The 24,836-nt window shown below is 68.0% G+C and carries 29 protein-coding genes; 15 read left to right on the plus strand and 14 right to left on the minus strand.

Going from position 1 to position 24,836, the window contains the following annotated elements; genetic code table 11:
- From OR37_RS08535 to OR37_RS08560, 6 genes are all read left to right on the plus strand, one after another.
- Positions 1 to 246 carry a DUF6489 family protein gene (locus OR37_RS08535; RefSeq protein ID WP_004618186.1) on the plus strand — a complete coding sequence of 82 codons (246 nt, stop codon included), beginning with the start codon at positions 1 to 3 and terminating at the stop codon, positions 244 to 246.
- Positions 247 to 250: 4 nt separating this feature from the next.
- The gene (gene mnmE / locus OR37_RS08540) at positions 251 to 1,591 is read left to right on the plus strand and encodes a tRNA uridine-5-carboxymethylaminomethyl(34) synthesis GTPase MnmE (protein WP_004618187.1); all 1,341 of its coding nucleotides are present in this window, start codon (positions 251 to 253) and stop codon (positions 1,589 to 1,591) included.
- A 167-nt stretch (positions 1,592 to 1,758) separates the two neighbouring features.
- A complete protein-coding gene (gene mnmG / locus OR37_RS08545; RefSeq protein ID WP_004618188.1) occupies positions 1,759 to 3,615 on the plus strand; it encodes a tRNA uridine-5-carboxymethylaminomethyl(34) synthesis enzyme MnmG in 1,857 nt (618 codons plus the stop codon).
- 49 nt (positions 3,616 to 3,664) lie between these two features.
- On the plus strand, positions 3,665 to 4,255 hold the full coding sequence (gene rsmG, locus OR37_RS08550; RefSeq protein WP_035017120.1) for a 16S rRNA (guanine(527)-N(7))-methyltransferase RsmG: 591 nt from the start codon (positions 3,665 to 3,667) through the stop codon (positions 4,253 to 4,255).
- Positions 4,245 to 5,048: a ParA family protein gene (locus tag OR37_RS08555; protein ID WP_004618190.1), complete on the plus strand. Its 804-nt coding sequence runs from the start codon at positions 4,245 to 4,247 to the stop codon at positions 5,046 to 5,048. Before rsmG ends, OR37_RS08555 begins: the two co-directional genes overlap by 11 nt.
- 44 nt (positions 5,049 to 5,092) lie before the next feature.
- Complete coding sequence (locus OR37_RS08560) at positions 5,093 to 6,007, plus strand: ParB/RepB/Spo0J family partition protein (RefSeq protein ID WP_004618191.1); 915 nt, start codon at positions 5,093 to 5,095, stop codon at positions 6,005 to 6,007.
- 220 nt (positions 6,008 to 6,227) lie between these two features.
- On the opposite strand, the gene holA is transcribed toward OR37_RS08560, so the two are convergent.
- The 4 genes from holA to OR37_RS08580 all read right to left on the minus strand — a co-directional run bounded on the left by holA (position 6,228) and on the right by OR37_RS08580 (position 11,056).
- Positions 6,228 to 7,280: a DNA polymerase III subunit delta gene (holA, locus tag OR37_RS08565; RefSeq protein WP_004618192.1), complete on the minus strand. Its 1,053-nt coding sequence runs from the start codon at positions 7,278 to 7,280 to the stop codon at positions 6,228 to 6,230.
- Between the two features lie 9 nt (positions 7,281 to 7,289).
- Complete coding sequence (lptE, locus tag OR37_RS08570; RefSeq protein WP_004618193.1) at positions 7,290 to 7,787, minus strand: LPS assembly lipoprotein LptE; 498 nt, start codon at positions 7,785 to 7,787, stop codon at positions 7,290 to 7,292.
- A gap of 17 nt (positions 7,788 to 7,804) precedes the next feature.
- On the minus strand, positions 7,805 to 10,402 hold the full coding sequence (leuS, locus tag OR37_RS08575; protein WP_004618194.1) for a leucine--tRNA ligase: 2,598 nt from the start codon (positions 10,400 to 10,402) through the stop codon (positions 7,805 to 7,807).
- A 135-nt stretch (positions 10,403 to 10,537) separates the two neighbouring features.
- Positions 10,538 to 11,056 carry a DUF3576 domain-containing protein gene (locus OR37_RS08580; protein WP_081612904.1) on the minus strand — a complete coding sequence of 173 codons (519 nt, stop codon included), beginning with the start codon at positions 11,054 to 11,056 and terminating at the stop codon, positions 10,538 to 10,540.
- Positions 11,057 to 11,310: 254 nt separating this feature from the next.
- On the opposite strand from OR37_RS08580, the gene OR37_RS08585 reads away from it, so the two are divergent.
- Positions 11,311 to 11,724: an NtrZ family periplasmic regulatory protein gene (locus OR37_RS08585; protein ID WP_004618196.1), complete on the plus strand. Its 414-nt coding sequence runs from the start codon at positions 11,311 to 11,313 to the stop codon at positions 11,722 to 11,724.
- Between the two features lie 45 nt (positions 11,725 to 11,769).
- Here OR37_RS08585 and OR37_RS08590 read toward each other — a convergent pair whose 3' ends face one another.
- Positions 11,770 to 12,405, minus strand: coding sequence for a thiamine phosphate synthase (locus OR37_RS08590; RefSeq protein WP_004618197.1), 636 nt, complete (start codon positions 12,403 to 12,405; stop codon positions 11,770 to 11,772).
- 13 nt (positions 12,406 to 12,418) lie between these two features.
- On the opposite strand from OR37_RS08590, the gene OR37_RS08595 reads away from it, so the two are divergent.
- Positions 12,419 to 13,072, plus strand: a complete 654-nt coding sequence (locus tag OR37_RS08595) for a YggS family pyridoxal phosphate-dependent enzyme (RefSeq protein WP_004618198.1) — start codon at positions 12,419 to 12,421, stop codon at positions 13,070 to 13,072.
- Here OR37_RS08595 and OR37_RS08600 read toward each other — a convergent pair.
- The gene (locus tag OR37_RS08600; protein WP_004618199.1) at positions 13,069 to 13,575 is read right to left on the minus strand and encodes a L,D-transpeptidase family protein; all 507 of its coding nucleotides are present in this window, start codon (positions 13,573 to 13,575) and stop codon (positions 13,069 to 13,071) included. The genes OR37_RS08595 and OR37_RS08600 overlap by 4 nt on opposite strands.
- A gap of 74 nt (positions 13,576 to 13,649) precedes the next feature.
- Between OR37_RS08600 and OR37_RS08605 the strand changes: the two genes are divergently transcribed.
- On the plus strand, positions 13,650 to 14,336 hold the full coding sequence (locus OR37_RS08605) for a response regulator transcription factor (protein ID WP_035017107.1): 687 nt from the start codon (positions 13,650 to 13,652) through the stop codon (positions 14,334 to 14,336).
- 69 nt (positions 14,337 to 14,405) lie between these two features.
- Here OR37_RS08605 and secB read toward each other — a convergent pair whose 3' ends face one another.
- A complete protein-coding gene (gene secB / locus OR37_RS08610; protein ID WP_004618201.1) occupies positions 14,406 to 14,912 on the minus strand; it encodes a protein-export chaperone SecB in 507 nt (168 codons plus the stop codon).
- Positions 14,913 to 15,073: 161 nt separating this feature from the next.
- On the opposite strand from secB, the gene timA reads away from it, so the two are divergent.
- The 3 genes from timA to OR37_RS08625 are packed head-to-tail and all read left to right on the plus strand — an operon-like array spanning position 15,074 to position 17,413.
- Complete coding sequence (timA, locus tag OR37_RS08615; RefSeq protein ID WP_004618202.1) at positions 15,074 to 15,667, plus strand: TIM44-related membrane protein TimA; 594 nt, start codon at positions 15,074 to 15,076, stop codon at positions 15,665 to 15,667.
- Complete coding sequence (gene mltA, locus OR37_RS08620; RefSeq protein ID WP_004618203.1) at positions 15,667 to 16,842, plus strand: murein transglycosylase A; 1,176 nt, start codon at positions 15,667 to 15,669, stop codon at positions 16,840 to 16,842. Before timA ends, mltA begins: the two co-directional genes overlap by 1 nt.
- Before the next feature lies 1 nt (position 16,843).
- On the plus strand, positions 16,844 to 17,413 hold the full coding sequence (locus tag OR37_RS08625) for a Smr/MutS family protein (protein ID WP_035017109.1): 570 nt from the start codon (positions 16,844 to 16,846) through the stop codon (positions 17,411 to 17,413).
- Here OR37_RS08625 and OR37_RS08630 read toward each other — a convergent pair.
- From OR37_RS08630 to OR37_RS08655, 6 genes are read right to left on the minus strand one after another with little or no spacing between them, the layout of a single operon-like run.
- Positions 17,410 to 17,736, minus strand: coding sequence for a phosphoribosyl-ATP diphosphatase (locus OR37_RS08630; protein WP_004618205.1), 327 nt, complete (start codon positions 17,734 to 17,736; stop codon positions 17,410 to 17,412). The genes OR37_RS08625 and OR37_RS08630 overlap by 4 nt on opposite strands.
- Positions 17,733 to 18,515 (minus strand): imidazole glycerol phosphate synthase subunit HisF, encoded by a 783-nt coding sequence (gene hisF / locus OR37_RS08635; protein WP_004618206.1) that lies wholly within the window; start codon positions 18,513 to 18,515, stop codon positions 17,733 to 17,735. Before hisF ends, OR37_RS08630 begins: the two co-directional genes overlap by 4 nt.
- The gene (gene hisA / locus OR37_RS08640; RefSeq protein ID WP_165570588.1) at positions 18,515 to 19,249 is read right to left on the minus strand and encodes a 1-(5-phosphoribosyl)-5-[(5-phosphoribosylamino)methylideneamino]imidazole-4-carboxamide isomerase; all 735 of its coding nucleotides are present in this window, start codon (positions 19,247 to 19,249) and stop codon (positions 18,515 to 18,517) included. Before hisA ends, hisF begins: the two co-directional genes overlap by 1 nt.
- A complete protein-coding gene (hisH, locus tag OR37_RS08645; RefSeq protein WP_004618208.1) occupies positions 19,237 to 19,878 on the minus strand; it encodes an imidazole glycerol phosphate synthase subunit HisH in 642 nt (213 codons plus the stop codon). The genes hisA and hisH overlap by 13 nt, the downstream gene beginning before the upstream one ends.
- A 9-nt stretch (positions 19,879 to 19,887) precedes the next feature.
- On the minus strand, positions 19,888 to 20,478 hold the full coding sequence (gene hisB / locus OR37_RS08650; protein WP_004618209.1) for an imidazoleglycerol-phosphate dehydratase HisB: 591 nt from the start codon (positions 20,476 to 20,478) through the stop codon (positions 19,888 to 19,890).
- Positions 20,479 to 20,485: 7 nt separating this feature from the next.
- Positions 20,486 to 21,475: an adenosine kinase gene (locus OR37_RS08655; RefSeq protein ID WP_004618211.1), complete on the minus strand. Its 990-nt coding sequence runs from the start codon at positions 21,473 to 21,475 to the stop codon at positions 20,486 to 20,488.
- A 144-nt stretch (positions 21,476 to 21,619) separates the two neighbouring features.
- Between OR37_RS08655 and OR37_RS08660 the strand changes: the two genes are divergently transcribed.
- Positions 21,620 to 22,477, plus strand: coding sequence for an ATP-grasp domain-containing protein (locus OR37_RS08660; RefSeq protein WP_004618213.1), 858 nt, complete (start codon positions 21,620 to 21,622; stop codon positions 22,475 to 22,477).
- Between the two features lie 48 nt (positions 22,478 to 22,525).
- Here OR37_RS08660 and nth read toward each other — a convergent pair whose 3' ends face one another.
- Entirely contained in the window at positions 22,526 to 23,230 is a 705-nt protein-coding gene (gene nth, locus OR37_RS08665) for an endonuclease III (protein WP_035017112.1), read from the minus strand.
- 71 nt (positions 23,231 to 23,301) lie between these two features.
- Between nth and OR37_RS08670 the strand changes: the two genes are divergently transcribed.
- Complete coding sequence (locus OR37_RS08670; protein ID WP_004618218.1) at positions 23,302 to 23,778, plus strand: DUF2244 domain-containing protein; 477 nt, start codon at positions 23,302 to 23,304, stop codon at positions 23,776 to 23,778.
- A gap of 43 nt (positions 23,779 to 23,821) precedes the next feature.
- Positions 23,822 to 24,754 (plus strand): methylated-DNA--[protein]-cysteine S-methyltransferase, encoded by a 933-nt coding sequence (locus OR37_RS08675; RefSeq protein ID WP_054508531.1) that lies wholly within the window; start codon positions 23,822 to 23,824, stop codon positions 24,752 to 24,754.
- Positions 24,755 to 24,836: the final 82 nt, after the last annotated feature.

A 24,836-nucleotide genomic window follows, 5' to 3' on the forward strand; every position in this document is an offset into this window, starting at 1 on the left:
ATGAAGATGACCATCGAGATCGATTGCACGCCCGTCGAGGCGCGAGCCTTTTTAGGGCTTCCGGATGTCAGCGGTTTGAACGAGCACCTCGTCAAGGAGATGCAGAACCGGATGGACGCCAATATGGCGATGCTGGCGCCGGACGAACTGTTGAAGAACTGGATGGCGTTCGGCGCCGGGGCGCAGGAACAGTTCCGGAAGTTGATGACGGCCGCCGCCGGCGCGGCCGCCGGCAAACGCGACTGAGACCATGACCGATACGATCTTCGCCCTGGCCACCGCGCCGGGACGATCGGCCGTGGCCGTGGTGCGGGTCTCGGGTCCGGCGACGCTGTCTACTGTCAAAGCGCTGTGCGGGTCCGCGCCGAGCCCACGCTTGGCGGCGCTCAGGACCTTGCGCCACGAGGGCGTGGCGCTGGATGAGGCGCTGGTTTTGAGGTTCGAAGGTCCGGCCAGCTATACCGGAGAGGACAGCGCGGAGTTTCACGTGCACGGCGGTCGAGCCGTCGTGGAGTCTCTGCTGTCGGCCCTGAGCGATCTTGGCCTACGCCTGGCCGAACCCGGGGAGTTCACTCGTCGCGCGTTTGAAAACGGCAAGCTGGACCTGGCCCAGGCCGAGGGCGTGGCCGACCTCATCGACGCTGAGACCGAGGCGCAGCGACGACAGGCCCTGGGTCAATTGGGCGGCGCCTTGAGCCAGCGCTACGATCGCTGGCGCGACCTGCTGGTTCAGTCCCAGGCGATGCTCGAAGCGGCGGTCGACTTCCCCGATGAGGACCTTCCCGAGGCCGTCGCGGAGCGCGCTCGGCCGGCCTTGAGAACCTTGAAAGCCGAACTCGATCTGGCGCTCGCCGACGTCGCCCGTGGCCGCCGGGTTCGGGATGGCTTCCGGATCGCCTTGATCGGGGCGCCGAACGCCGGGAAGAGCACGCTGCTCAACGGTCTTACCGAGCGGGAGGCGGCGATCGTTACGGACACACCCGGTACGACTCGGGATGTCATTGAAGTTCCGTTGGTGCTCGGAGGCTATAAGGTTCTTCTCGCCGATACGGCGGGGATTCGGGATACGTCGGACGCCATCGAGGCCGAGGGCGTGCGACGGGCGCGGGCCTGGGCCGAGGATGCTGACCTAAGGCTTTGGGTCGTCGACGGGTTTCACGTGAAACATCGCGTGGAGCTTGAGGACGCCGTTCGGCCCGGCGACTGGCTGGTGCTGAACAAGGTGGATATCGCCCAAACCCTGACGCTCGACGAAGCGGAGCGCTGGGCTCGAGGGGAGGGGCTTGAGGTTGTTCGTCTGTCCGCGCGATCGGCTTCGGCGCTGGATGATCTTCGAAGCAGGCTTGCGGCTGCCGTGGCCGACGCGTTGTCCGGCGCCGACTTTCCCGCCGCGACGTGTTTGCGTCATGCCGAAAGGCTTCGGGAAGCCCAGAGCTATCTGGCCCGCGCGCTATCCGACGCCGGCCTGGAAGTCGAGCTGGCGGCCGAGGACGTTCGCTTGGCGGCTCGGGCCCTGGAAAAGATCACGGGCCGGGTCGACCCCGAGGATGTTCTGGGTCGTGTCTTCTCGACCTTTTGCATCGGCAAGTGATGTTCCACGTGAAACACGCGCCGACTATCCACAGGCTGCTCACAGCTGCGGTTAGAGCGTTTCACGTGGAACGCCGACGAGTCACATCGACCTGATCGCCTGATTGGCGTATATGTCGAGTCCAACGCCCCCGCCCGTCGGGGGCGTTCGCATTGAGGCCGAGTCTCTTGTCCAACTCCTGGGATGTCATTGTCATTGGCGGCGGCCACGCCGGCTGCGAAGCGGCGACCGCGTCCGCGCGTGCGGGCGCGCGCACCTTGTTACTGACGCATAAGCTCGAAACCATCGGCGAAATGTCCTGCAATCCGGCCATCGGGGGGCTGGGCAAGGGGCATCTTGTCCGCGAGATCGACGCCCTGGACGGCGTCATGGGCCGTATTGCCGACAGGTCCGGCATTCAGTTTCGGATGCTGAACCGGTCGAAGGGACCGGCGGTGCGAGGCCCACGGTCGCAGATCGATCGCCGTCTCTATCGCGAGGCCATGCAAGCCGAACTGGCGTCGACGCCGAACCTCGACATCATCGCCGCGGCCGCCGAGGACCTGATCGTGGAGGCCGGCGCGGTCGCGGGCGTGATCGACGCTGGGGGCCGCGCCTACCGCGCTTCACGTGTAATCCTGACTACCGGCACCTTCTTGAAGGGCGTGATCCATCGCGGCGAGGATCGCATTCCCGCAGGTCGGGTCGGCGATCAGCCCTCGATCGGTTTGGCCGACCGGCTTTACGCCTTAGACTTCCAGATGGGCCGGCTGAAGACCGGAACGCCGGCGCGCCTGGATGGCAGGACGATCGCCTGGGACCGGCTGGAGAGCCAAGCCGCTGACGACTCGCCGATCCCATTCTCGTCCCTGACCGACAAGATTGACGTTCCTCAGATCGCTTGCGGGATCACCTTCACGACCGAGGAAACCCATCGGATCATCGCCGAGCGGATCGGGGAGTCCCTGGTCTATAGCGGCCGCGCCTCGGGCGTTGGGCCCCGCTATTGTCCCTCGATCGAGGACAAGGTCGTCCGGTTCGCGGACAAGACCAGCCATCAGATTTTTCTCGAGCCCGAAGGCCTCGACGACAACACCGTTTATCCCAACGGCATTTCCACGTCGGTTTCGGAAGAAACCCAGCTGCTGTTCCTGCGCACGATCCCTGGCCTGGAGAAGGTCGAGGTGATCCGCTACGGCTATGCGATCGAATACGACTATGTCGACCCGCGCGAGCTGTACGCCACGCTGGAGACCAAGCGTCTGCCCGGGCTCTATCTGGCGGGCCAGATCAACGGCACCACCGGCTATGAAGAGGCGGGCGCCCAGGGCTTGGTGGCCGGTCTGAACGCGGCCCTGGCCGTGCAGGGGAGGTCGCCGGCGATCTTCGCTCGGGATGAGGCCTATATCGGGGTGATGATCGACGACCTCGTCACGCGGGGCGTGACCGAGCCCTATAGAATGTTTACCAGCCGTGCCGAATTCCGCCTGACCCTTCGCGCCGATAACGCCGACCAGAGGCTGACCGATCGCGGGATCGCCTTGGGTGTCGTCGGCGCGCGGCGGGCGGCCGCTTGGGCAGACAAGAAAGCCCGTCTGGAAGCGGCGCGCGGTTTTGCGCGTTCGGTCAGCCTGACCCCGAACGAGGCGGTAAAGGCGGGCTTCAAGGTCAATAGCGACGGCGTGCGACGTGACGTGTTCGCCATGCTGGCCTATCCCGATGTGACCCTCGACGACCTGGGCCGGGTGTGGCCCGAGGTTTTCACGTGGAACACCGATGTCCGCGAGCAGATCGAGATCGAGGCCGCCTATGCCGGTTATCTGGATCGCCAGCGGGCCGACGCCGAGTCGCTGCGCAAGGACGAGGACCTGCGCCTGCCCGCCGATCTCGACTACGGGGAAATTGGCGGCCTGTCGAACGAAGTGCGGGAAAAGCTGGCGCGGGTCCGGCCGCTGACCCTGGGCCAAGCGGCCCGCATCGAAGGCGTGACCCCTGGGGCGCTGACCGCGTTGCTCGCCTATGTGAGGCGCGGCCGTGCAGCCTGAAGCCGTGCTCGTCGAACCGCCCGTCCTGGACGCGGCGGGCTATCAAGCCATGACGGGCGCGTCGGACGCCCAGCTCGCCGATCTCGCGCGCTATCAAACGCTGCTGGCCGAGTGGAATGAGGTGATGAACCTGGTCGGCCCGCTGACCATCGCCACCTACTGGACCCGTCACGCGCTGGACAGCGCCCAGCTTCTGGCCTTCGCGCCGGACGCTCTGACCTGGGCGGATCTGGGCGCCGGCGCCGGCCTGCCTGGCGTGGTGCTGGCCGTACTCCTGAAGGGTAGGGCCGGGGCGCGGGTGCATCTGGTGGAATCGATGACCAAGCGCTGCCGTTTTCTGGAGGTGGTGGCGAAGGATCTCGATCTGCCGGTCCAGATCCACAATGCGCGCGCGGAGGATCTGAGCCTGAAGGTCGACGTCGTGACGGCCCGGGCCTGCGCGCCGATGACCAAGCTGCTCGGCTTCGCCGAACCCTATCTGCGCAGGGGCGCGACCGGTCTTTTCCTGAAAGGCCAGGACGTCGCGACCGAGCTCTCGGAGGCCCAGAAGGCCTGGAACTTCGAGAGTGATCTGCATCCCAGTCAAAGCGACCCCCGGGGCCGTATCGTTCAAGTGAAGAGGTTTTCCCGTGTCCGCTAATCCTCTCCGCGTTTTCGCCATCGCCAACCAGAAGGGCGGGGTGGGCAAGACCACCACCGCCATCAACCTCGGCACCGCCCTGGCCGCGTGCGGCGAGCGTGTACTGCTGATCGACGCCGACCCCCAAGGCAATTGTTCCACGGGGCTGGGGATCGGCCGCACCGCGCGCCGAACTACCCTCTATGACGTGTTGATGGGTGAGGCGCCCGTGGTCGACGCGGCCGTGAAGACCGAGCTGCCCGGCCTGGACGTCATACCGGCAGACGCCGATCTCTCGGGCATCGAGATCGAGCTGGGTCAGACCGCCCGTCGGTCCTACCGGCTGCGCGACGCCCTGGAGCCGATCCGCGCTAACGGCCCTTACACCTATGTGCTGATCGACTGCCCGCCGTCCTTGAACGTGCTGACCGTCAACGCCATGACCGCCGCCGACGCGGTGTTCGTGCCCTTGCAGTGCGAGTTCTTCGCCCTCGAAGGGCTGACTCAGCTGATGCGGACCATCGAACGCATTCGCGGCAGCCTCAATCCGCGCCTCGAAATCCAGGGCGTCGTGCTGACCATGTACGACCGGCGCAACAGCCTGTCCGAGCAGGTCGCCCGGGATGTCCGCGAGTACTTCGGCGACAAGGTCTATGACGCGATCATTCCGCGCAATGTGCGCGTCTCCGAGGCCCCGTCGTTCGGCAAGCCTGTCCTGCTGTATGATCTCAAATGCGCCGGCAGTCAGGCTTATCTGAAGCTGGCGCGCGAGGTGATCAGCCGCGAGCGCGATCGCCAGGCCCAGGCGGCCTGATCCCGAGTTTCCAAGTACCGATACCGAGTTTGACCGAGAAGATGATGGAGTCCGTAGTGGTGGGTGAGCCCGGTAGTTCCGAGGGCCGGCGTGGTCTGGGTCGTGGTCTGTCCGCTCTGCTGGGCGAGGTCGAGGCGGCGCCGGCCCAAGCGCCGGGGGCCAATACCGGCGGTTCGCGCGAAGCGCCGATCGAGATCCTGAAGCGCAACCCGGACCAGCCGCGCCGCACCTTCCGCGAGGAAGATCTGGAGGACCTGTCCAACTCGATCCGCGAGAAGGGCGTCCTGCAGCCGATCCTGGTCCGTCCCGCGCCGGGCTCGCCCGGAGAATACCAGATCGTCGCCGGTGAACGCCGTTGGCGCGCGGCTCAGCGCGCCGGCCTGCGCAGCGTGCCGATCATGGTGCGGGAACTGGACGACCTGGCGGTGCTGGAGATCGGCATCATCGAGAACGTCCAGCGCGCCGATCTGAACGTTCTGGAAGAGGCCCTGTCCTACAAGGTCTTGGTGGAGAAGTTCGATCGCACCCAGGAAGCAATCGCCCAGACCATCGGCAAGAGCCGCAGCCACGTCGCCAACACGATGCGTCTGCTGGCCCTACCGGACGAAGTGCAGTCCTACCTGGTCAGCGGCGAGCTGTCGGCCGGTCACGCGCGGGCCATCGCCGCTGCGGCCGATCCGGTGGCCCTGGCCAAGCAAATCATCGAAGGGGGGCTGTCGGTGCGCGAGACCGAGGCCCTGGCCCGCAAGGCCCCGACCGCGACGCCGTCGAAGAACAAGGGCGGTCGCCCGCCTCGCGTCAAGGATACCGACACCCAGGCGCTGGAAGCCGACTTGTCGTCGGTGCTTGGCCTGGACGTTTCGATCGATCATCGTGGGTCGACCGGAACCCTGACCATTAGCTATGCGACGCTCGAGCAGCTGGACGATCTCTGCAATCGTCTGACGCGCGGGGTCTGACCGCTTGCACATAAAAGCGTGCGTGCGGGCGCTTTTCGCAGCGTCCGAAAATCGCCTCTGTCGCGCATGGAGCGGCGCGTTTCCGTACTAGGGGAGGCGCCGTTTTCGTGAGCGGAGGGCGATCCGGGGTGCTTTTGGCAACAAACCCTTCTGGCGAAAGGATTTCTGGAAAGTCGTCCACAGCCGCGCAAACAATGCTTTTGGGGCGGTTTTCGGAGCTCTACAGCCCCAGACGGCGGGCGCGGCCCGCGATCATCAAAGCCAGACGCTCGGCGATCAGCTGGTCGGGCGAACCGGAGCTCTTGCAGGCCCGATCCGCCGCGAGGACCTCGCCCTGGATGTCCAGGATCGCTTCCAGGTTCCAAGCGCGCGCCTGGCGCAGGAATTCGCGCTCCTGCTTCCAGAAGATTCCAGCGGCCTTGGCGGCGGCCTGCAGGTCGACGCCGTTCTTGTGCAGGGTCAACACCCGGCGCAGACGGCCCAGATAGAAGCTGATGGCCCGGACGGCGGCGGGGCCGCCTTCGCCTTCGGCGGCGGCGCGGCGCAGGGCGGTCTGGGCCGCGCCGGCCCGGCCGCCGAACGCATCGGCGGCGGCGTCGCTCAGCGAGGCTTCGGGCTCGACGCCCAGAAAGTCCGTCAGGTCAGCGGCCGTCGCGTTGATGCCGCTGCCTGGGCCAAGATACAGCGCCAGACGTTCGATCTCCGCCCGGGCGACGCCGCGTTCCTTGGGCAGCCGCGAGACGAAGAGCTCCAGCGCCTCGCTGTTCAGGCCGACCCGGTCATTGGCCAGGGTGTCGCGGGTCAGGCGGGCCAGGTCGCCGGCCTCGTCCTCGTAGCAGGGGATGACGGCGCAGCCATTGGCCTTCTCGCCAATCTTGCGCAGCTGGGAGTCGCGACCCAGCGCCCCAGCCTCGATCAGGAAGAAGGCGTCGGGATTGAGCAGGCCCTCGACGTGGCGGGTGACGGCCTCGGCGGCGGCCTTGTCCGGACCGGCCTTTTCGCCGGTCAGGCGCAGGCGCACCAGGCGGCGGCCGCCCATCAGCGAGAGGGCCGACAGCTCGTCCTCCAGCTTGGCCGGATCGCTGTCCAGATCGCCTTCGGTGAGCTGGGCGGTGTCGAAGGGGTCGTCGGGGCGCGCGACGACGCGTTTGGCCAGGGCGTTGGCGCGATCGCGCACCACGCCTCGGTCCTTGCCGTAGATGATCACGGCCCGAATGTCCGGGGTCGGCTCTTTCAGGAAGCGCTCGACGTCCGGACGCTTGGAGAGGATCATCCCGAGGCCTTACGCCGGGGCCTTGCCCGCCAGCCAGGCGGCCAGGTCCAGCTGGATTCGGCGCGCGGCCTCGGTCGCGGCCCGCTGCTGGCCATCTTCCTGGGCGGCGATCGCGGCATAGGGCTGGTCGGCCGAGTCATAGGTGACCGATACGGGCGTGACGCCCTTGTGGACCTCGGCGGCTGTCTTGGCGTCGACGAGGCGCCAGGTGACGGTCATCTGCAGCTCGTAGCGGTTGGCCACGTTGTCGAGGCGCACGCCGCGAGGGAAGCGACGCTCGCTGATCCAATAGGTCAGCCGATAGGCCGGCTGAGTCCCCTGGTGATGCGCCAGGGCGTCGTCCAAGGCTTCCCGTAGCAGGTAGCCGGCGCGACCCTCGGACGCCACGGCCTCGATGCTGGAGAGGCCACCCTCGACGCCGGGACGGGCGTAGAGGGGGGTGAAGCCGCAGCCCGACAGGGCCATGGCCGAAAGCGCGATTGTGGCGGCTGCCAGGGTGCGTTTCATCGTTGTCGCTTGGAGTCTCAATTGGCCACGATGTTGACGATGCGGTCCTTCACCACGATCACCTTGCGGACCGTGACGCCCTCAAGGTGAGCCATGACGTTGGGATCCGCCAGCGCGATTTTGGTCACTTCGTCGTCCGGGGCGCCGGCCTTGACCTTCACCTCGCCGCGACGCTTGCCGTTGATCTGGATCGGCAGGACGCGTTCGTCGTCCGCGGCCAGGGCCGGGTCGGCCTTGGGCCAGGGAGCGTTGACGACCATGCCTTCGCCGCCGATCTTCGCCCAGGCCTCCTCGGCCAGGTGCGGGGTGAACGGGGCGACCAGCCGGGCCAGGATGTTCAGGGCCTCGGCCCGGGCCGCCAGGACAGCGTCCGAAGCGCCTTCGGCCGGAGCGGCCTTCAGGGCGTTCAGGAACTCGTACAGGCGCGCCACGCCGCTGTTGAAGCGGAAGCCCTCGATGCTGTCGGTGACGAAGCCGATCAGCTTGTGGGCGGCCTTGCGCAACGCCAGAGCCGCCTCATCGCTGTCGTCGTGGGCGAAGTCGCCGGCGGGCTGGCTGTCGAACTCGTTCCACAGGCGGTGCGTGAAGCGCCAGCTGCCCTCGACGCCGGCGTTGGTCCATTGAACATCGCGCTCGGGCGGGCTGTCGGACATCACGAACAGGCGGGCGCTATCGACGCCGTAGGCCTCGAAGATGTCCTCGGGCGCCACGACGTTCTTCTTCGACTTCGACATCTTCTCGATGTCGCCGATGACGATCGGCGCGCCGGTCTTGGCGTGCGTGGCCGAGCGGCTATTGCCTTCGACCTTGATCACCACGTCGGAAGGTTCGACCCATTCGCCGGCCTCGTTCTTGTAGGCCTCGTGGGTGACCATGCCTTGCGTGAACAGGCCCGCGAACGGTTCTTCCACCGAGACCAGGCCCTCGTCCTTCAGGGCGCGGGTGATGAAGCGGGCGTACAGCAGGTGCAGGATCGCGTGCTCGACCCCGCCGATATACTGGTCGACCGGCAGCCAGTAGTCGGCCGCGGCCTTGCCGACCGGCTCGGCGGCTTGCGTGTCGGCGAAGCGGGCGAAGTACCAGCTGCTGTCGATGAAGGTGTCCAGCGTGTCGGTCTCGCGCTCGGCCTTGCCGCCGCAGGACGGGCAGGTCGTGTGGCGCCAGGTCGGGTGACGCAGCAGCGGGTTACCCGGCTTGTCGAAGGTGACGTCGTCGGGCAGGGCGACGGGCAGCTGGTCTTCCGGGACGGGCACGACGCCGCAGGTCTCGCAGTGGATGACCGGGATCGGGCAGCCCCAGTAGCGCTGGCGCGAGACGCCCCAGTCGCGCAGGCGATAGACGGTGGCGCCTTGGCCCTGGCCGGCCGCCTCGATGCGCGCCACGGCCTCGGCCTTGGCGGTCTCGACGTCCATGCCGTCCAGGAATTCGGAATTGAAGATCTTGCCGGGGCCGACATAGGCCTCCTTGCCGACCGTGAAGGTCGCCGGATCCTCCCCGTTGGGCAGCACCACCGGCTTCACCGGCAGGCCGTACTTGCGGGCGAAGTCCAGGTCGCGCTGGTCGTGGGCCGGGCAGGCGAAGATCGCCCCGGTGCCGTAGTCCATCAGGATGAAGTTGGCGATCCAGACGGGCAGGGTGATCGACGGGTCCAGCGGGTGCGTGACCCGCAGGCCGGTGTCGTAGCCCAGCTTTTCGGCGCTCTCGATCTCGGCTTCCGAGGTGCCGCCCTTGCGGCAGTCGGCGATGAAGGCCTGGATCTGCGGGTTCTCGGCCGCCAGCTGCTCGGCCAGAGGATGCTCGGGGGCGATGCCGACGAAGCTGGCGCCGAACAGGGTGTCGGGACGGGTGGTGTAGACCTCCAGGCCCTCGGCCAAGCCGTCCGGCGCTTCGCCCCCATTGGAATTGGCGAACTGGAACTTGAAGCGCAGGCCCTTGGAGCGGCCGATCCAGTTCTCCTGCATCAGGCGAACCTTATCGGGCCAGCGGTCCAGGGTCTTCAGGCCGTCGATCAGGGCGTCGGCATAGTCGGTGATGCGCAGGAACCACTGGGTCAGCTTGCGCTTCTCGACCGTCGCGCCCGAGCGCCAGCCCTTGCCGTCGATCACCTGCTCGTTGGCCAGGACGGTCATGTCGACCGGGTCCCAGTTGACCGAGGCTTCCTTGCGATAGACCAGACCGCGCTTCAGCAGGCGCAGGAACCAAGCCTGCTGCTTGCCATAGTATTCCGGGTCGCAGGTGGCGAACTCGCGCGACCAGTCGACCGAGATGCCCAGCGCCTTCAGCTGCTCGCGCATGGCGGCGATGTTGTCGTAGGTCCAGCCCTTGGGGTGGACGCCGCGCTCCATGGCCGCGTTCTCGGCTGGCATCCCGAAGGCGTCCCAGCCCATCGGGTGCAGGACGTTGAAGCCCTGGGCGCGCTTGTAGCGGGCCACCACGTCGCCCATGGCGTAGTTGCGGACGTGGCCCATGTGGATGCGACCCGACGGGTACGGGAACATCTCGAGCACGTAGTATTTCGGACGGCCGTCGTTGATCTCGCCGGTCTTGAAGACGTCGGCCTTCGCCCAGGCGTCACGCCACTTGGGCTCGGTGTCTTTGGGATTGTAGCGGGCCATCGGAAACCAGGTCTTGGATGCGAAAAGGCGCCCCGTAAGGCGACGCCGCGCAAGACTAGGCGGTTTCGCGGCCGGAGCGCGCAGGAATATGGGTGTTCGGGGTCCTCTTCGCTCGAAGGAGGACCCCGCCGGGCCTTAGCCCTTGATGTTCGACAGGCGAAGCTGGCGCGCGCGCGTCAGGATCGCGTTTTCGATGTCGGTGGCCGTCTGGTCGGAAACCGGAGCGTCGACCCAGGCGCCGTTCGCGTCCTTCGACTGCTTGAACACGGTGACGTTCAGGCCGTCGGCGCGCAGGCGGGTGTCGAGGATATAGACCGTGGCCTTGAAACGCTCGGCGGGAGTCTCGGGGTTCACGTACCAGTCGGTGATGATCACGCCGCCATAGGGGTCGGCCGAGGCCAGGGGCATGAAGGCGAGGGTGTCGAGGCTGGCGCGCCACAGATAGCCGTTGACGCCGATGGCGGCGTCCGGGGTCTGAGCCTTCTTCGCGTGACCCAGGCCCAGGAAGCCTTTCTTCTGGCCTTCGGCGGCGAAAGTCTTGGGGGCCTTGTTGCTGGCGCACGCCGTCATGCCCAGCATCGACAGAGCCAGGACACCCGCGGCGACGCCGCGCATCACAGACCCACGCTCAAACGCCATATTACCTCGCTCCAAATTCTTGCCGGCGCGGCTTCGCGCTTCCAGGCGCGCCCCCGCGGCCGGGAGCCGGTCTATAGCACGGCTGCGCTGCCTCAAAACAGGAATCGCGTGACCTCATCGCCACACGAGACGATTGAATCGTACAAGACCGGCGAAAGTGCGACGACAGTGAGGTTGACCGCGTTTAGCCCAAGCCTTTAATCGCATTTTCAAGGACCCTTCCCTATATGGGATGGGTGGGGACAACAGAGTATAGGCGGCGAGTAGCGATGGTCGCGACGCGTTTCTTTCTGGCGGGAGCCGCCGCGCTGATCCTTTCGGGATCGGCGTCGATGGCGTTCGCCCAGGCCAAGCCTCATGCCGTCGCCCCTGATTTCACCGCCAAGAACGACTTCACCAGCGGCGCCCCCGCCGGCGTGCAGTACCCTCAGGACGACAAGCGCACCCTGCGCTGGGACGCCAAGAAGGGCCGCTGGGGCCTGAAGCTGGACCTCGACCAGCCGACCAACCGTGAAATGGAAATGCAGGACGTTCAGGCCGGCGCCTATTTCAAGGTGACCCCGTCGATCCGGGTCGGCGGCGCCGTCAGCCTGGGCGAGTCCAATCCGGCCTTGGCCGCTCGCCGCGCGCAGCAGAGCGATCCCGCCCCGCGCGTTCGCCTGGAAACCGCGTTCAAGTTCTAGAGCGTGAGGCTGAAGGTCGGAACCGGCTTCAGCTTATCTCGCGCTCTAAACATTTGATTTAGAGCCGGCCAGCGCTTCCACCGCCGCGATTCCCACGACGCCGCTGCCGGACAGACGTCCGGCGGTGTTCGCGCGCACGCCCCCCAGCGCATAGACCGGAAGGGCGGTGGCGGAGACCAGCGCGTTCAGGCCCTCGATCCCCAGGGGCACGCCCGCCGAGGGACTGTTGCTTGGAAATACCGGCGAGACCACGACCGCGTCGGCCTCGACACGCTCGGCGGCGGTCAGCGCGGGACGGTCATGGGCTGCCACGGTGATCAGCCAGTCGGGATGTTCGACGCGCAGACGGGGGATTTCTCCGGACAGACGTTCGGGCATGTGCAGACCATCGGCGCCGATGTCCTCGGCGAGCCGGGGGTGGGCGCCGGCCAACAGGATCAAGCCCCGCGCGTCGGCGATCGCCCGCAGCCGCCGGCCCTGGTCGACCGCCTCCGGCGCGCCGAAGGCTCGCAACACGATCCCCGCCCCGCGGGGCAGCCGCAGGGCGACGGCCTCCGGATCGGCCACCCTGGCCGGGTCCGTGAAGAACAGCAGGTTCGGCAGAACCCGACCGCGCGCGATCCTTGGCGAAAACCCGCTCGCCGTCCTAGACAGGACCTCCAGTTCGCTTTCCGTCCGCAAGATCGAGCTCCCCATGTCGCAAGCCCTCGCCGAGATCCAAGGCCGCATCGCCGCCGCCGAGGCCCGCGCCGGTCGTCCCGCCGGCGACGTGACGCTGGTGGCGGTGTCCAAGACCCAGCCTTGGGAGCATATCGCGCCGGTGCTGGACGCGGGGCAGAAAGTGTTCGGCGAGAACCGCGTCCAGGAGGCCATGGAGCGCTGGAGTCAGCGCCGCGAAGGCCTGGAATTGCGCCTGATCGGGCCCCTGCAGACCAACAAGGCGCGTGAGGCGGTCGCCTTCTTCGACGTGATCGAGACGGTCGATCGCGAGAAGCTGGCGCGCGTCCTGGCCGATGAGATTCAAAAGGCGGGCAAGGCTCCGCGCCTCTATGTCCAGGTCAATATCGGCGAGGAGCCCCAGAAGGCCGGCATCGCGCCGGACGAGGCGGACGCCTTCATCGCCGCCTGCCGGGAGACTTATGGATTGCCGGTCGAGGGGCTGATGTGCATTCCGCCGGTCGATGCGGACCCCGCGCCGCATTTCGCCAAGCTGAGAGCCATCGCCCAGCGCAACGGCGTCGCCAAGCTGTCCATGGGCATGAGCGACGATTTCGAGATCGCGATCGCGGAGGGCGCGACCTCGGTGCGGGTCGGTTCGGCGCTCTTCGGGCGGCGCGCCTACGCTTAGAGCGCGATCTCTACCGCATCTCCCGGCTTCGCGGCGGCCAGAACCGCCTCGATATCCGCTCGCGCCAGCGCCACGCAGCCCTCGGTGCCGGGATACCCCTCCCGCGCCAGATGCATGAAGATCGCGGAGCCCAGGCCCGGAACCGGCGGGTCGTCATTGTGGCCCAGGATCACCACTAGGTCGTATACATCGTCGTCGCGCCACATCCGCTCGACGCTGGCCGGATAGGGCAGGGTGACGGGGCGGTTATAGCGGGGGTCGCCCGGCGTGTCGCACCAGCCGTCGTCGGGTCGCGTGGCGCGGCGGGGCAGGGCGGTCTGGGGACCCTCGGGATAGACGTCCGGTCGGTACCAGACCTCCCGCATGACCCAGACGCCGAGCGGGCTCCTGTTATCGCCCTCGCGCTTGTCGGCGGCGGCGATGACGCCGGCCTTGCCGATCGCGCAGCGCACGACGCGGCCTTCCAGCTCGAAACGGCCATCGGCATGGGCGCGAAACGGCATGATCGGTCGACTCCCGGACTTAAGGCCTTGCTCGGGCTTGTCCCGAAGGGGCGCAGCGGTGCATGTTTCCCCTTATGGCGCAACGCAAGACCCTATTGCTCATTGATGACGACGACGACCTGCGCGGCGCCCTGGCCGAGCAACTGGCCCTTCACGAGGAGTTCGCGGTCGCCGAGGCCGCCAGCGCCGGCGAAGGCGTGCGGATGTCGCGCGAGATCAAGCCCGACCTGATCCTGCTGGACGTGGACTTGCCCGACATGGACGGCCGCGAGGCCTGCCGCCTGATGCGCAAGAACGGCGTCACCGCCCCGGTGATCATGCTGACGGCCGCGGCCAGCGACAGCGACACGATCCTGGGCCTGGAGTCCGGCGCCAACGACTATGTCACCAAGCCCTTCCGCTTTGGCGTGCTGCTGGCCCGCATCCGCGCCCAGCTGCGGGTCTACGAGGCTTCGGAAGACGCGCTGTTCCGCATCGGCCCCTACGAGTTCCGCCCCTCGGCCAAGCTGCTGATCGACGAGAAGCAGAAGAAGGTGCGGCTGACCGAGAAGGAAACCAACATCCTCAAGTACCTCTACCGCGCGGGCTCCAAGCCCGTGTCGCGCGAGGAGCTGCTGACCGAGGTCTGGGGCTACAACGCGGGCGTCACCACCCATACGTTGGAGACCCACGTCTACCGTCTGCGTCAGAAGATCGAGCCCGATCCGGCCGTGGCGCGGATTCTGATCACCGAGATGGGCGGGTACAGGCTGCAGCCTTAGGCTTGGAAAGAAAAGAAAAGGGCCCAGCCTTTCGGCCGAGCCCCTCTTGGATCACCTTGGTCCAACGCCTCAGGCGTTGCCGACCACGCCGCCGTTTTCGGCCTGGGCCTTGCGCGCGGCGTAGACGCCGGCGAAGTCGATCGGGTCGATCAGGAACGGCGGGAAGCCGCCCTCGGCCGTGACGTCCGAAATCAGACGACGGGCATAGGGGAACAGGAAGCGGGGGCACTCGATCAGCAGCACCGGCTCCAGATCTTCCTGGCTGACGCCTTCGATGTGGAACAGACCGCCATAGACCACCTCGACGTGGAACACCGCCTGCTCCTCGCGCAGGGCGCGGGCCGACAGCTTCAGGTCCACTTCGAAGAGACCGTCTGGACGGCCCCGGGCGTTCATCTCAACGCCCATGTCGATGGCCGGCTGGGTCGCGCCGGCCCGCAGGCTGTCGGGCGCCAGGGGGTTTTCGAACGAGAAGTCGCGGACGAACTGGGCCAGGATGCGGATGCCCGCTTGGCCGGCCTCGGCGCCTTCCGGGGTCGCCCCAGGGGTACCATTGGGGGCGGTGGTGTCGGTCATTAGGATAAAATCCGTAATCGGCGGCTAGAACGCCTGAGAAAAGGTGGGCGCTGCTACCATGCGGGCTGTTCTGGCGCAACGCCAGGCGCCTGACGGAAGAGCGTCTCTCGCCTATATAGACACCATCCCAAGGGCTCGAAAGCCCGCCGCCGGACCCTGAAGTGCTCCAGATCCTGTTCCTCGCGGCCGTCGCCGCCGTCGTCCTGTACCAGCTCTACGCCACCCTGGGCCGCCGGGTCGGGCGTCAGCCCGAGGACGCGCCCGCCGGGGCGATTCCGGGCTCGCCCAGTCCCGCGCCGCAAGCCAACCCGGGACACGCGATCGAGGGCGTGGCCACGTTGAAGGCCAAGCAGCCGGACTTCGACCCGGAAAAGTTCCTGTCCGGCGCGCGCTCGGCCTACGAGCAGATCGTCACGGCCTACGCCGCCGGCGACCGCGAGACGCTGAAGCCGCTTCTGGTCCAGGAAGTCATGGACAATTTCGAGCAGGCCATGGCGGCCCGCGAGACCGCCGGCCGCGCCGAGAAGGTCGAGTTCCTGACCGCGCCGCGCCTGGATCTCGAAAAGGTCGATGTGATCGGGGACGTCGCCAAGGCCGTGGTGCGCATCCTGGCCGAGGTCCGCACCCGCACCAAGGACGAGCGCGGCGAGGGCGTCGACGACCGTCGCACGGCGGAGCTCTGGACCTTCGAGCGCGAGGTCAAGAGCGCCAATCCGAACTGGCGCCTGGCGTTCGTCGCCGCCGCCGAGGCGTAATGACACGTCGTATCGCCGTTCCCGGCGCCGTCGCGCCGCTGGCCCTGGCGGCCATGCTGCTGAGCGCCTGCGCGAGTACGGCGCCGCCGCCGTCCGCGAGCTCGGGAGCCGTCGCTCCGCCCCCAGCGACCGTTTCGCCGCCCGCGCCTTCGCCTTCGACTTCGCCCGCTCTGTCGTTCTCCGGCCTGACGGGCTGGAGCGAGGAAGACCACCTGGCGGCCTTGAACGCCTTTCGCGCGGGCTGCGGCGTAGCCAAGGAACCGGCCATGGCCCAGGTCTGCCGCTTGGCCAAGGCGACGGTGATTGAGGACGAGCCGGGCGCGCGGGCGTTTCTGGAGGCCAATTTCCGGCCCGAGCCGGTCGGCGACGAGGGCTTGCTGACCGCCTATTTCGCCCCCCGCTACGACGCGCGCATGTCGCGCAACGCCGAGTTCTCGGCCCCGATGCGCGGCTTGCCCTCCGACCTGGCCGTTGTGGATCTTGGCCCCTTCGATCCGGCGTTCGTGGGCAAGAAGATCACCGGCCATGTCGAAGGGCCGACCTTCGTCCCCTATCCCGACCGCGGCGAGATCGAGGCGGTCCCGACCGAAAAGCCCCTGGCCTGGATGCGGCCCGAGGACCTGTTCTTTCTGCAGATCCAGGGTTCGGGCGTGCTGGTCTTGCCGGACGGGCGCCGGGTGCGGGCGGTCTTCGCCGGCACGAATGGCAAGCCGTTCGTCGGCATCGCCAGCGCCCTGCGCGACAAGGGCCTGCTGCCCGACAACAACACCTCGGGCGAGGCGATCCGATCCTGGCTGGCCGCCCATCGCGGCCCCGAGGCCGACGCGATCATGCGGCTGAACCCGCGTTATGTGTTCTTCCGGACAACGCCGGACGACGGCAAGGAGCCGGTCGGCTCGGCCGGCGTATCGCTGCCGCCTGGCCGCGCCATCGCCGTCGATCCCAGCCGCCACGCGATGGGAGGCCTCTACTGGTTGGACGCCGCGACGCCCAAGCTGTCGGGCGCCTTCCCGGCCTATCGCCGTCTGGCCATGGCGCTGGACACCGGCGGCGCGATCAAGGGCGACGTCCGGGCCGACCTCTATATGGGCACGGGCGACGCGGCCGGCGCCGAGGCCGGGCGCGTGCGCCACGCGCTGCGGCTCTATCGGCTCGTGCCGACTCCGCGATCCTGACGTGGCCAGGAAGCCGCCACCCGGTCCGGACGACGACAGGCGGCTCTGGAAGCTCGTCGCGTCGACGGTGACGCCGCGCGCGCCGGTGAAACCCGAGAAGATGCGGTCCAAGGCGCGGATCCGGCCGTCTTTGAAGGCCGACACCGCCTTGCCCGCCGATCCGCCGACGCGCCTGGTCTCGATCGCGCCGCTGCGGCTGGATCCGGAGGATCTGAAGGCCCCCGCGCCGAAGCCGCTCAAGGGACCGGCGGGCCACATCGAGCCCAATCGCAAGCTGCGGATCGTCAAGGAGCGCGACCCGATCGGCGCGCGGCTAGACATGCACGGCCTCGACCAGGACCAGGCTCGCGCCACGCTGGAGGCCTTCATCCGCCGCGCGTTCAGCCAGGGCCACCGGGCGGTGCTGGTGATCACCGGCAAGGGCAAGGTGGGGCAGGGCGTCCTGCGCACCCGCACGCCCGAGTGGCTGGCCGACCCGTCCCTGCGCGAAATGATCGCCGGCGTCTCCACCGCCGACCGCCGCCACGGCGGCGAGGGGGCGCTGTACGTGGCGCTGAAGCGGCGGGTCTAGCCCTTCCGCGACGCCTTCTCGGCGATGCCGGAGGTTCCCTCGCGAGCTTCCAGCTTCTCGGCCACGGCGTCCAGCGGGACGCCGGAAGCGGCCATCAGGGCCAGCCAGTGGTAGAGCAGGTCGGCGCTTTCGGCGGCCAAGGCATCCGGGCCCTGGGCCACGGCGGCGATCACCGTCTCGACGGCTTCCTCGCCCAGCTTCTTGGCGGCCAGGGCCGGGTCGTTCAGCAGCTTGGCCGTATAGGACACCGCCGGATCGCCCCCCTTTCGGGCCTCGATCGTGGCGGACAGGCGTTGCAGGACGTCGGTCAGGCGCTGGCTCATGCGACTTCCTTCAGGGCGTCGAGACGCACGGGGATGCCGGCCTCGGCCATGGCCCGTTTGGCCTCGCCGATCGAGATCTCGCCGAAGTGGAAGATCGAGGCGGCCAGCACGGCGGCGGCGTGGCCGTCGCGGGCGGCTTCGACCAGGTGCTCGGTCTTGCCCGCGCCGCCCGAGGCGATCACCGGCACGGTGACCTCGGCGGTGACGGCCTTCAGCAGCGGGATGTCGTAGCCGATCTTGGCGCCGTCGCGGTCCATCGAGGTCAGCAGGATTTCGCCGGCCCCGCGCTCGACCACCTTGGCGGCCCATTCGACCACGTCGATCCCGGTGTCCTTGCGGCCGCCATAGGTCCAGACGTTCCAGCCCGAGCCGTCCTCGCGGGCCTTGGCGTCGATGGCCACGACCACGCATTGAGCCCCGAAGGCGTCGGCGCCCCCGGCGATCAGGTCGGGGTTCTCGACGGCCGCGGTGTTGACCGAGACCTTGTCGGCGCCGGCCAGCAGCAGGCGGCGCATGTCCGGCACTTGCCGAACGCCGCCGCCCACCGAAACCGGCATGAAGCAGACCTCGGCGGTGCGCGAAATGACGTCCAGGATCAGGCCCCGGCCCTCGCTCGAGGCGGTGATGTCGAGGAACATCAGCTCGTCGGCGCCGGCGGCGTCATAGGCTCTCGCCTGCTCCACCGGATCGCCGGCGTCGCGCAGGGAGACGAAGTTGACCCCCTTGACCACCCGCCCGTCCTTCACGTCGAGGCAGGGAATGATCCGGGTCTTCAGCATCAGGCGGCCGCCGCGATCAGGGCTTCGGCCGGCTTGATCGTGCCGGCGTAGAGCGAGCGGCCCAGGATGGCGCCGGCGATCTCGACGCCCTTGCGGGCCTTCAGCCGCTCGATGTCGGCCACCGAGGCGACGCCGCCCGAGGCGATGACCGGGATCGAGACCGCGTCGGCCAGCTCGCCCACGCCCTCGACATTGACGCCGGTCAGGGCGCCGTCGCGGCTGATGTCGGTGATGATCAGGGCCGCCACGCCAGCGTCCTCGAAGCGGCGCGACAGGTCGATCGCGGAGAGGTCCGACAGGCCGGTCCAGCCGTCGACGGCGACCTTGCCGTCGCGGACGTCGACGGCCACGGCGATCTGCTCGGGCCACAGGCGAGCGGCCTTCTTGACCAGTTCGGGGTCGTGGACGGCCACGGTGCCGAGGATGACGCGCGAGACGCCCGCCTCGATCCAGGCCTCGACGCCCTCCAGCGTGCGGATGCCGCCGCCCAGTTGCACGGGGATGGAGATCGACTCCAGGATATGCTCGACGGCGGCGGTGTTGACCGACTTGCCCTCGATGGCGCCGTTCAGGTCAACGACGTGCAGCCACGAGAAGCCGTCCTTGACGAAGCGCTGGGCCTGGTCGGCGGGCGAGGTGTTGAAGACCGTGGCCTTCTCCATGTCGCCGTGCAGCAGGCGCACGCACTGGCCGTCCTTCAGGTCGATGGCGGGATAGAGGATCATGGGCGCCATTCCAGGAAGTTGGCGAGCAGGGCGAGCCCTGAGGCTTGTGACTTTTCGGGGTGAAACTGTACGCCCGCGACATTGTCCTTGGCCACCGCGGCCGTGAACGGTCCGCCGTGGTCGGTTGTCGCGACGACATCTTCCGGGTTGGAAGGCGTCAGGGCGAACGAATTGGCGTAGTACATGTGGGCGCCGTCCTCGATGCCCGCGAACAGGGCATGAGCGCGGGTGAACGCGATGGCGTTCCAGCCCATGTGCGGGATGGTCAGCGACGGATCGTCGGGCTCGAGCTTCTTCACCTGGCCCTGGATCCAGTCGAGGCCGGGGGTGACGCCGAACTCGAGGCCCTCGGTGGCCAGCAGCTGGTGGCCGACGCAGATGCCCATGAACGGGACGCCGCGGCCGTGGACGGCCTGGTTCATCGCCTCGTAGACGCCGGTGGCGTCCAGGCCGGCGCGGCAGGAGGCAAAGGCCCCGACGCCGGGCAGGAAGACACGATCGGCCTTGGCGACAAGGTCGGGATCGGCGGTGACGACGATGTCGGCGTCGAGCGCGCGGCGGCGGGCCGCCTCACGCAGGGCCTTCTCGGCCGAACGCAGGTTGCCCGACCCGTAGTCGATCAGGGCGACGGTCTGCATGGAGTATCCTTACAGCACGCCCTTGGTGGACGGAGCCTGGCCGCCGGTCTTCGGGTCGATCTCGACCGCCTGACGCAGCGCCCGGGCCAGGGCCTTGAAGCCGCTTTCGGCGACGTGGTGGGTGTTGTCGCCGTACAGGGTCTCCAGATGCACGCACGCCCCGCAGTTCATCGCGAACGCGTGGTGGAACTCCTTGAAGAGCTCGGTGTCCATCTCGCCGACCTTGGGGCGCTTGAACTCGACCTTCCAGACCAGGTACGGGCGGTTCGAGAGGTCGATGGCGCAGCGCGTCAGGGTCTCGTCCATCGGGATATAGGCCGAGCCGAAGCGCCGGATGCCCTTGAAGCCGTCCAGCGCCTTGTTCACCGCCAGACCCAGCACGATGCCGGTGTCCTCAACCGTGTGGTGCATGTCGATGTGCAGGTCGCCCTTGGTCTCGACCTTCAGGTCGAAGCCGCCGTGGCGCGCGAAGCTCTCCAGCATATGGTCGTAGAAACCAATGCCGGTGGAGATCGTCGAGACGCCGGTTCCGTCGAGATCGATCCAGACCCGGATCTGGGTCTCCTTCGTCTCGCGGACCACTTCAGCGGTGCGGGCCATCTGAGTTCTAAAGTCCGTTCTTCTGGGCCAGCGCGCGCAGGGAGACCTGCGGACGCGGACCGTAGTGGTCGATCACCTCGGCGGCGGCCAGACTGCCCAGCTGGCCACAGATAGGCAGCGGGCGGCCCTGGGAAAGACCGTAGAGGAAACCCGCCGCGTATTGGTCGCCCGCGCCGGTCGTGTCCACGACTTTTTCGACCGGATAGGCCGAGATTTCATGCAACTGCCCGTTGGCGACCACCACCGAGCCCTTTTCGCTGCGGGTGACGGCGGCGATCTCGCAGCGATCGGCCAAAGCCTTGACGGCCTCTTCGAAGTCGGTGGTCTCGAACAGCGCGCAGACCTCGCTCGCGTTGGCGAAGACGATGTCGCACTGGGTTTCGACGAACCCGAGCAAGGCCGAGCGGTGGCGGTCGACCACGAAACTGTCGGACAGGGTCATGGCGATCTTGCGCCCGGCGCCGTGGGCCAGGGCGGCGGCCTTGGCGAAGGCGCGGCGCGCTTCGGGCGGATCGAACAGATAGCCTTCCAGATACGAGATCTGGGCCGCCTCGATGATTTCGGGGTCGACGTCGGCGGACGTCAGCTCGACGCAGGCGCCCAGATAGGTGGACATGGTGCGCTGGGCGTCGGCGGTCACATTGATCAGGCTCTGGGCCGTGGCCGGTCCCTCGGCCAGCGGCGGCGTTGTGAAGGCGCAGCCGATCGCCTTCATGTCGTGGCGGAAGACCCGGCCGAGCTGGTCGTCGGCGACCTTACCGATATAGGCGGCCTTGCCCCCGAAGCTGGCGATGCCGGCCATGGTGTTGGCGACGCTGCCGCCCGAGGCCTCGATGCCCGCCGCCATGGCCTCATACAGGCTGGCCGCGCGCGCCGGATCGATCAGGGCCATCGCGCCTTTCGTCAGGCCCTCCCTCTCCAGGAAGGCGTCGTCGCACTGGGCGATGACATCGACGATGGCGTTGCCGATGCCGGCGACGTCGTAAAGCGCGGTCATGGAGCGGAGCAAACCTTTGAAAGAACGGGCCGAAAGGCGCAAACAGCAGGCGATTAAAGGAAGTGGTCGTCCAAGGCAACGCAAGGCTTGCCTCGCGGACCGCGACATTCTAGCCGCAAATTCCCGCCCAACATGAGCAAACCGATGATGGACGTCCTGATCCTGGTCCCCGCCCGTGACGACCCCCGGCCCGAGGACAGCTGGCGCCCGCAGTTCGAGCGCCTGGCCGCGCCGCTGCGCGCGCGGGGCCTGACCGTCGAGGCCCAGCCCTGGACGGACGCTTTCGACAAGGGCCGCGCGCGGCTGGTCACGCCGTCCCTGGCCTGGGGCTATCACGGTCGCGAGGCCGAGTGGTTAGGCGTCCTCGACCGGCTGGAGCGCGACGGCGTCCGCGTCGCCAATCCCGTCTCGGTGCTGCGTTGGAATTCGACCAAGACCTATCTGCTCGAACTGGCCGAGCGGGGCGCGCCGGTCGTGCCGACCCACGCGCACGACAAGCTCACGTCCGAGGCGATCGCGGCGGCTTTCGACGCCTTTGGCGTGGAAGAGTTGGTGGTCAAGCCGCAGGTCTCGGCCGGCGCGCGCGACACCGTCCGGATCAAGCGTCATGGCGCGCTGGACGGCTGTCCCAGCAGTCCGGCGCTGATCCAGCCGTTTCTGCCGGCGGTGAGCGAAGAGGGCGAGCTGTCGCTGTTCTATTTCGACGGTCATTTCAGCCACGCCGTGGCCAAGGTGGCGGTCGAGGGCGATTTCCGCGTTCAGCCGCGGTTTGGCGGTCGGGTCAGCGAGATCGCCCCCGAGCCCGAGGCTCTGCGCGCGGCCGAGATGGTGCTGAGCGCCGCGCCTGGCGACCTGACCTATGCCCGCGTCGACCTGATCCGGGGGCTGGACCATACGCCTCAGCTGATGGAGCTGGAGGCCATCGAGCCGGACCTCTTTCTCGAACACGCCCACGACCATGGCGCGGCGTTCGCCCAAGCGGTGGCGCGGGCGATCGGGTAGTTAAGACAAGCTGCCCACCCCCCGCGACGCGGGAGGAACCGAGCAGGCCTACGCCCCCAGAAACAGCTCCCGCGACGGGCAAAGATCGCTGATCTTGCAGACCTCGCACTTCGGCTTTCGCGCCACGCAGACATAGCGCCCGTGCAGGATCAGCCAGTGGTGCGCCCGGGTCTGGTAGGGGCCGGGCACGATCCGCATCAGATCCTGCTCGACCGCGTCGGGCGTCTTGCCTTTCGACAGCTTCAGCCGGTGCGAGACGCGGAAGACGTGGGTATCGACGGCGATGGCCGGTTCGATGTCCAGTTCGTTCAGCACGACGGACGCGGTCTTGCGGCCAACGCCCGGCAGGGCCTCGAGATCGGCGCGGTTCAGCGGGACCTGGCCGCCGTGCTTGTTCATCAGGATGTGGGCGGCGGCGATGACGTTCTTGGCCTTGGTGCGGAAGAGGCCGATCGAGGCGATGTATTTGATCAGGCCCTCTTCGCCGAGCGCCAGCATCTTCTCGGCGCTGTCGGCGACCTGGAACAGCGGGCCAGTCGCCTTATTGACCTGAACGTCGGTGGCCTGGGCCGACAGGGCCACGGCGGTGACCAGCTCGTAGGGGTTGGAGTAGTTGAGCTCGGTCTTGGGATGCAGGTCCAGGCTTTCGAACCTGCGGAACAGGATCTCGACGCGCTCGCGCTCGGCGGGGCTGATCCGCTTGGCGGCGGGCTTCTTCTTCGGGACAGGGGACTTGGCCATCGGCGCGACCATGCCGTGATGCGCCGATCTCGCCAAGAAGGACGCCTCGCCAAGCGCGGCGCGGATCCCTAAATTCCCGAGCGATGACCGCGCCGATCTACATGGACGCCCAGATCACCCCGAACCGGTCGCTGAGCGATCGGGGCATGAAGGTCGTGCTTGGGATCGTCATCGCCTTCAATGCCTTGGTGGCGCTGTTCCTGCTGGTTCTGCACGCGCCCGTGGTGCTGCCGTTCCTGGGTCTGGACGTCCTGGGGATCTGGCTGGCGCTGCGGGCCAGCGCCCGCGCCGCGCGGCGTATCGAGCGGGTCCATGTCACCGCCGAGGTCGTCACCGTCAGCCGCGAGGACGAGAAGGGCGCGCGAACCATCTGGACCTCGCCGACCGCCTTCACCCGGGTGGAGGTCGACCAGCCCGGCGAGCACGACACCCGCGTGCGTCTTATGATCCACCGCCGTCGCCTGACCGTGGGGCGGACGCTCAGCCCGGACGACCGGATGGACTTCGCCGACGCCCTGCGGGAGGCCATTCGCGCGGCCCGGAACGAGCGGTGGTCATGACCGCAAGAACCGGGCGGCGTTCAGTCTGGAAGGGGCCTAGCCTGTGAGCATGGCCTACGACGCCCCCAACCTGTCCGCCGCGAGCGAGGAATTGCTCCGTCTGGCCGAACGCTCGGTCGACTATCACCGCATGGCCAAGGCCCTGGACTGGCTGGCGGAGCGGTGGTCCGAACATCCCTCGCTCGACGAGGCCGCCCAGGCCGTGGGCCTGTCGCCGTTCCACTTCCAGCGCATCTTCACCCGCTGGGCCGGGGTCAGCCCGAAGAGCTTCGTGTCCGCGATCGCCCATGCCGAGGCCCGGCGTTCGCTGGAAGCCGGCGGCACGGTGCTGGACGCGGCTTTCGACGCGGGCCTCTCGGGGCCTTCGCGTCTGCACGACCTGTTCATCGCCCAGGAGGCGGCGACGCCCGGCGAGGTGCGTCGGCGCGGGGCGGGGATGCGATTGCGCTGGGGCTGGGCGCCGACGCCGTTCGGCCGGGGCCTGTTCGTGATCGCCGAGCGGGGCCTGGCGGGCCTGGCCTTTTCGGACGGCGACGACGCGGCGACCTTCGCCGACATGCACCGCCGCTTCCCCGCCGCCGACTGGATCCGGGACGACGCGACCGCCCAAGGCATGGCCCTGCGCGCCTTCGCGGGCGGGGAGGGGCCGTTGCCGGTGGTGCTGATCGGCTCGCCGTTCCACATCCAGGTCTGGAAGGCGCTCTTGAACATTCCGGCGGGCGAGACGGCCACCTATAGCCAAGTGGCGTCCTGGGCCGGCAAGCCCCGCGCGTTCCAGGCGACCGGGGGCGCGATCGGCGCCAATCCGATCTCGTTGCTGATCCCCTGTCACCGCGCCATCGCCAAGAGCGGCAAGCTCACGGGGTATCACTGGGGGCTAGCCCGCAAGGCGGCGATCCTGGGGATGGAGGCGGTCCAAAGACACCCTCTCCCAGCGGGAGAGGGCGGTGCCCATCGCGGAGCGATGGGAGGGTGAGGGGACTGCCCGTCGACCGCTTTCACCCCTCATCCCCCCACGCCTGCGGCGCGGGTCCCGCCTTCTCCCCTAGGGAGAAGGT

It is taken from the genome of Caulobacter vibrioides OR37 (genome assembly GCF_000372645.1).
Taxonomy (GTDB): domain Bacteria; phylum Pseudomonadota; class Alphaproteobacteria; order Caulobacterales; family Caulobacteraceae; genus Caulobacter; species Caulobacter vibrioides_E.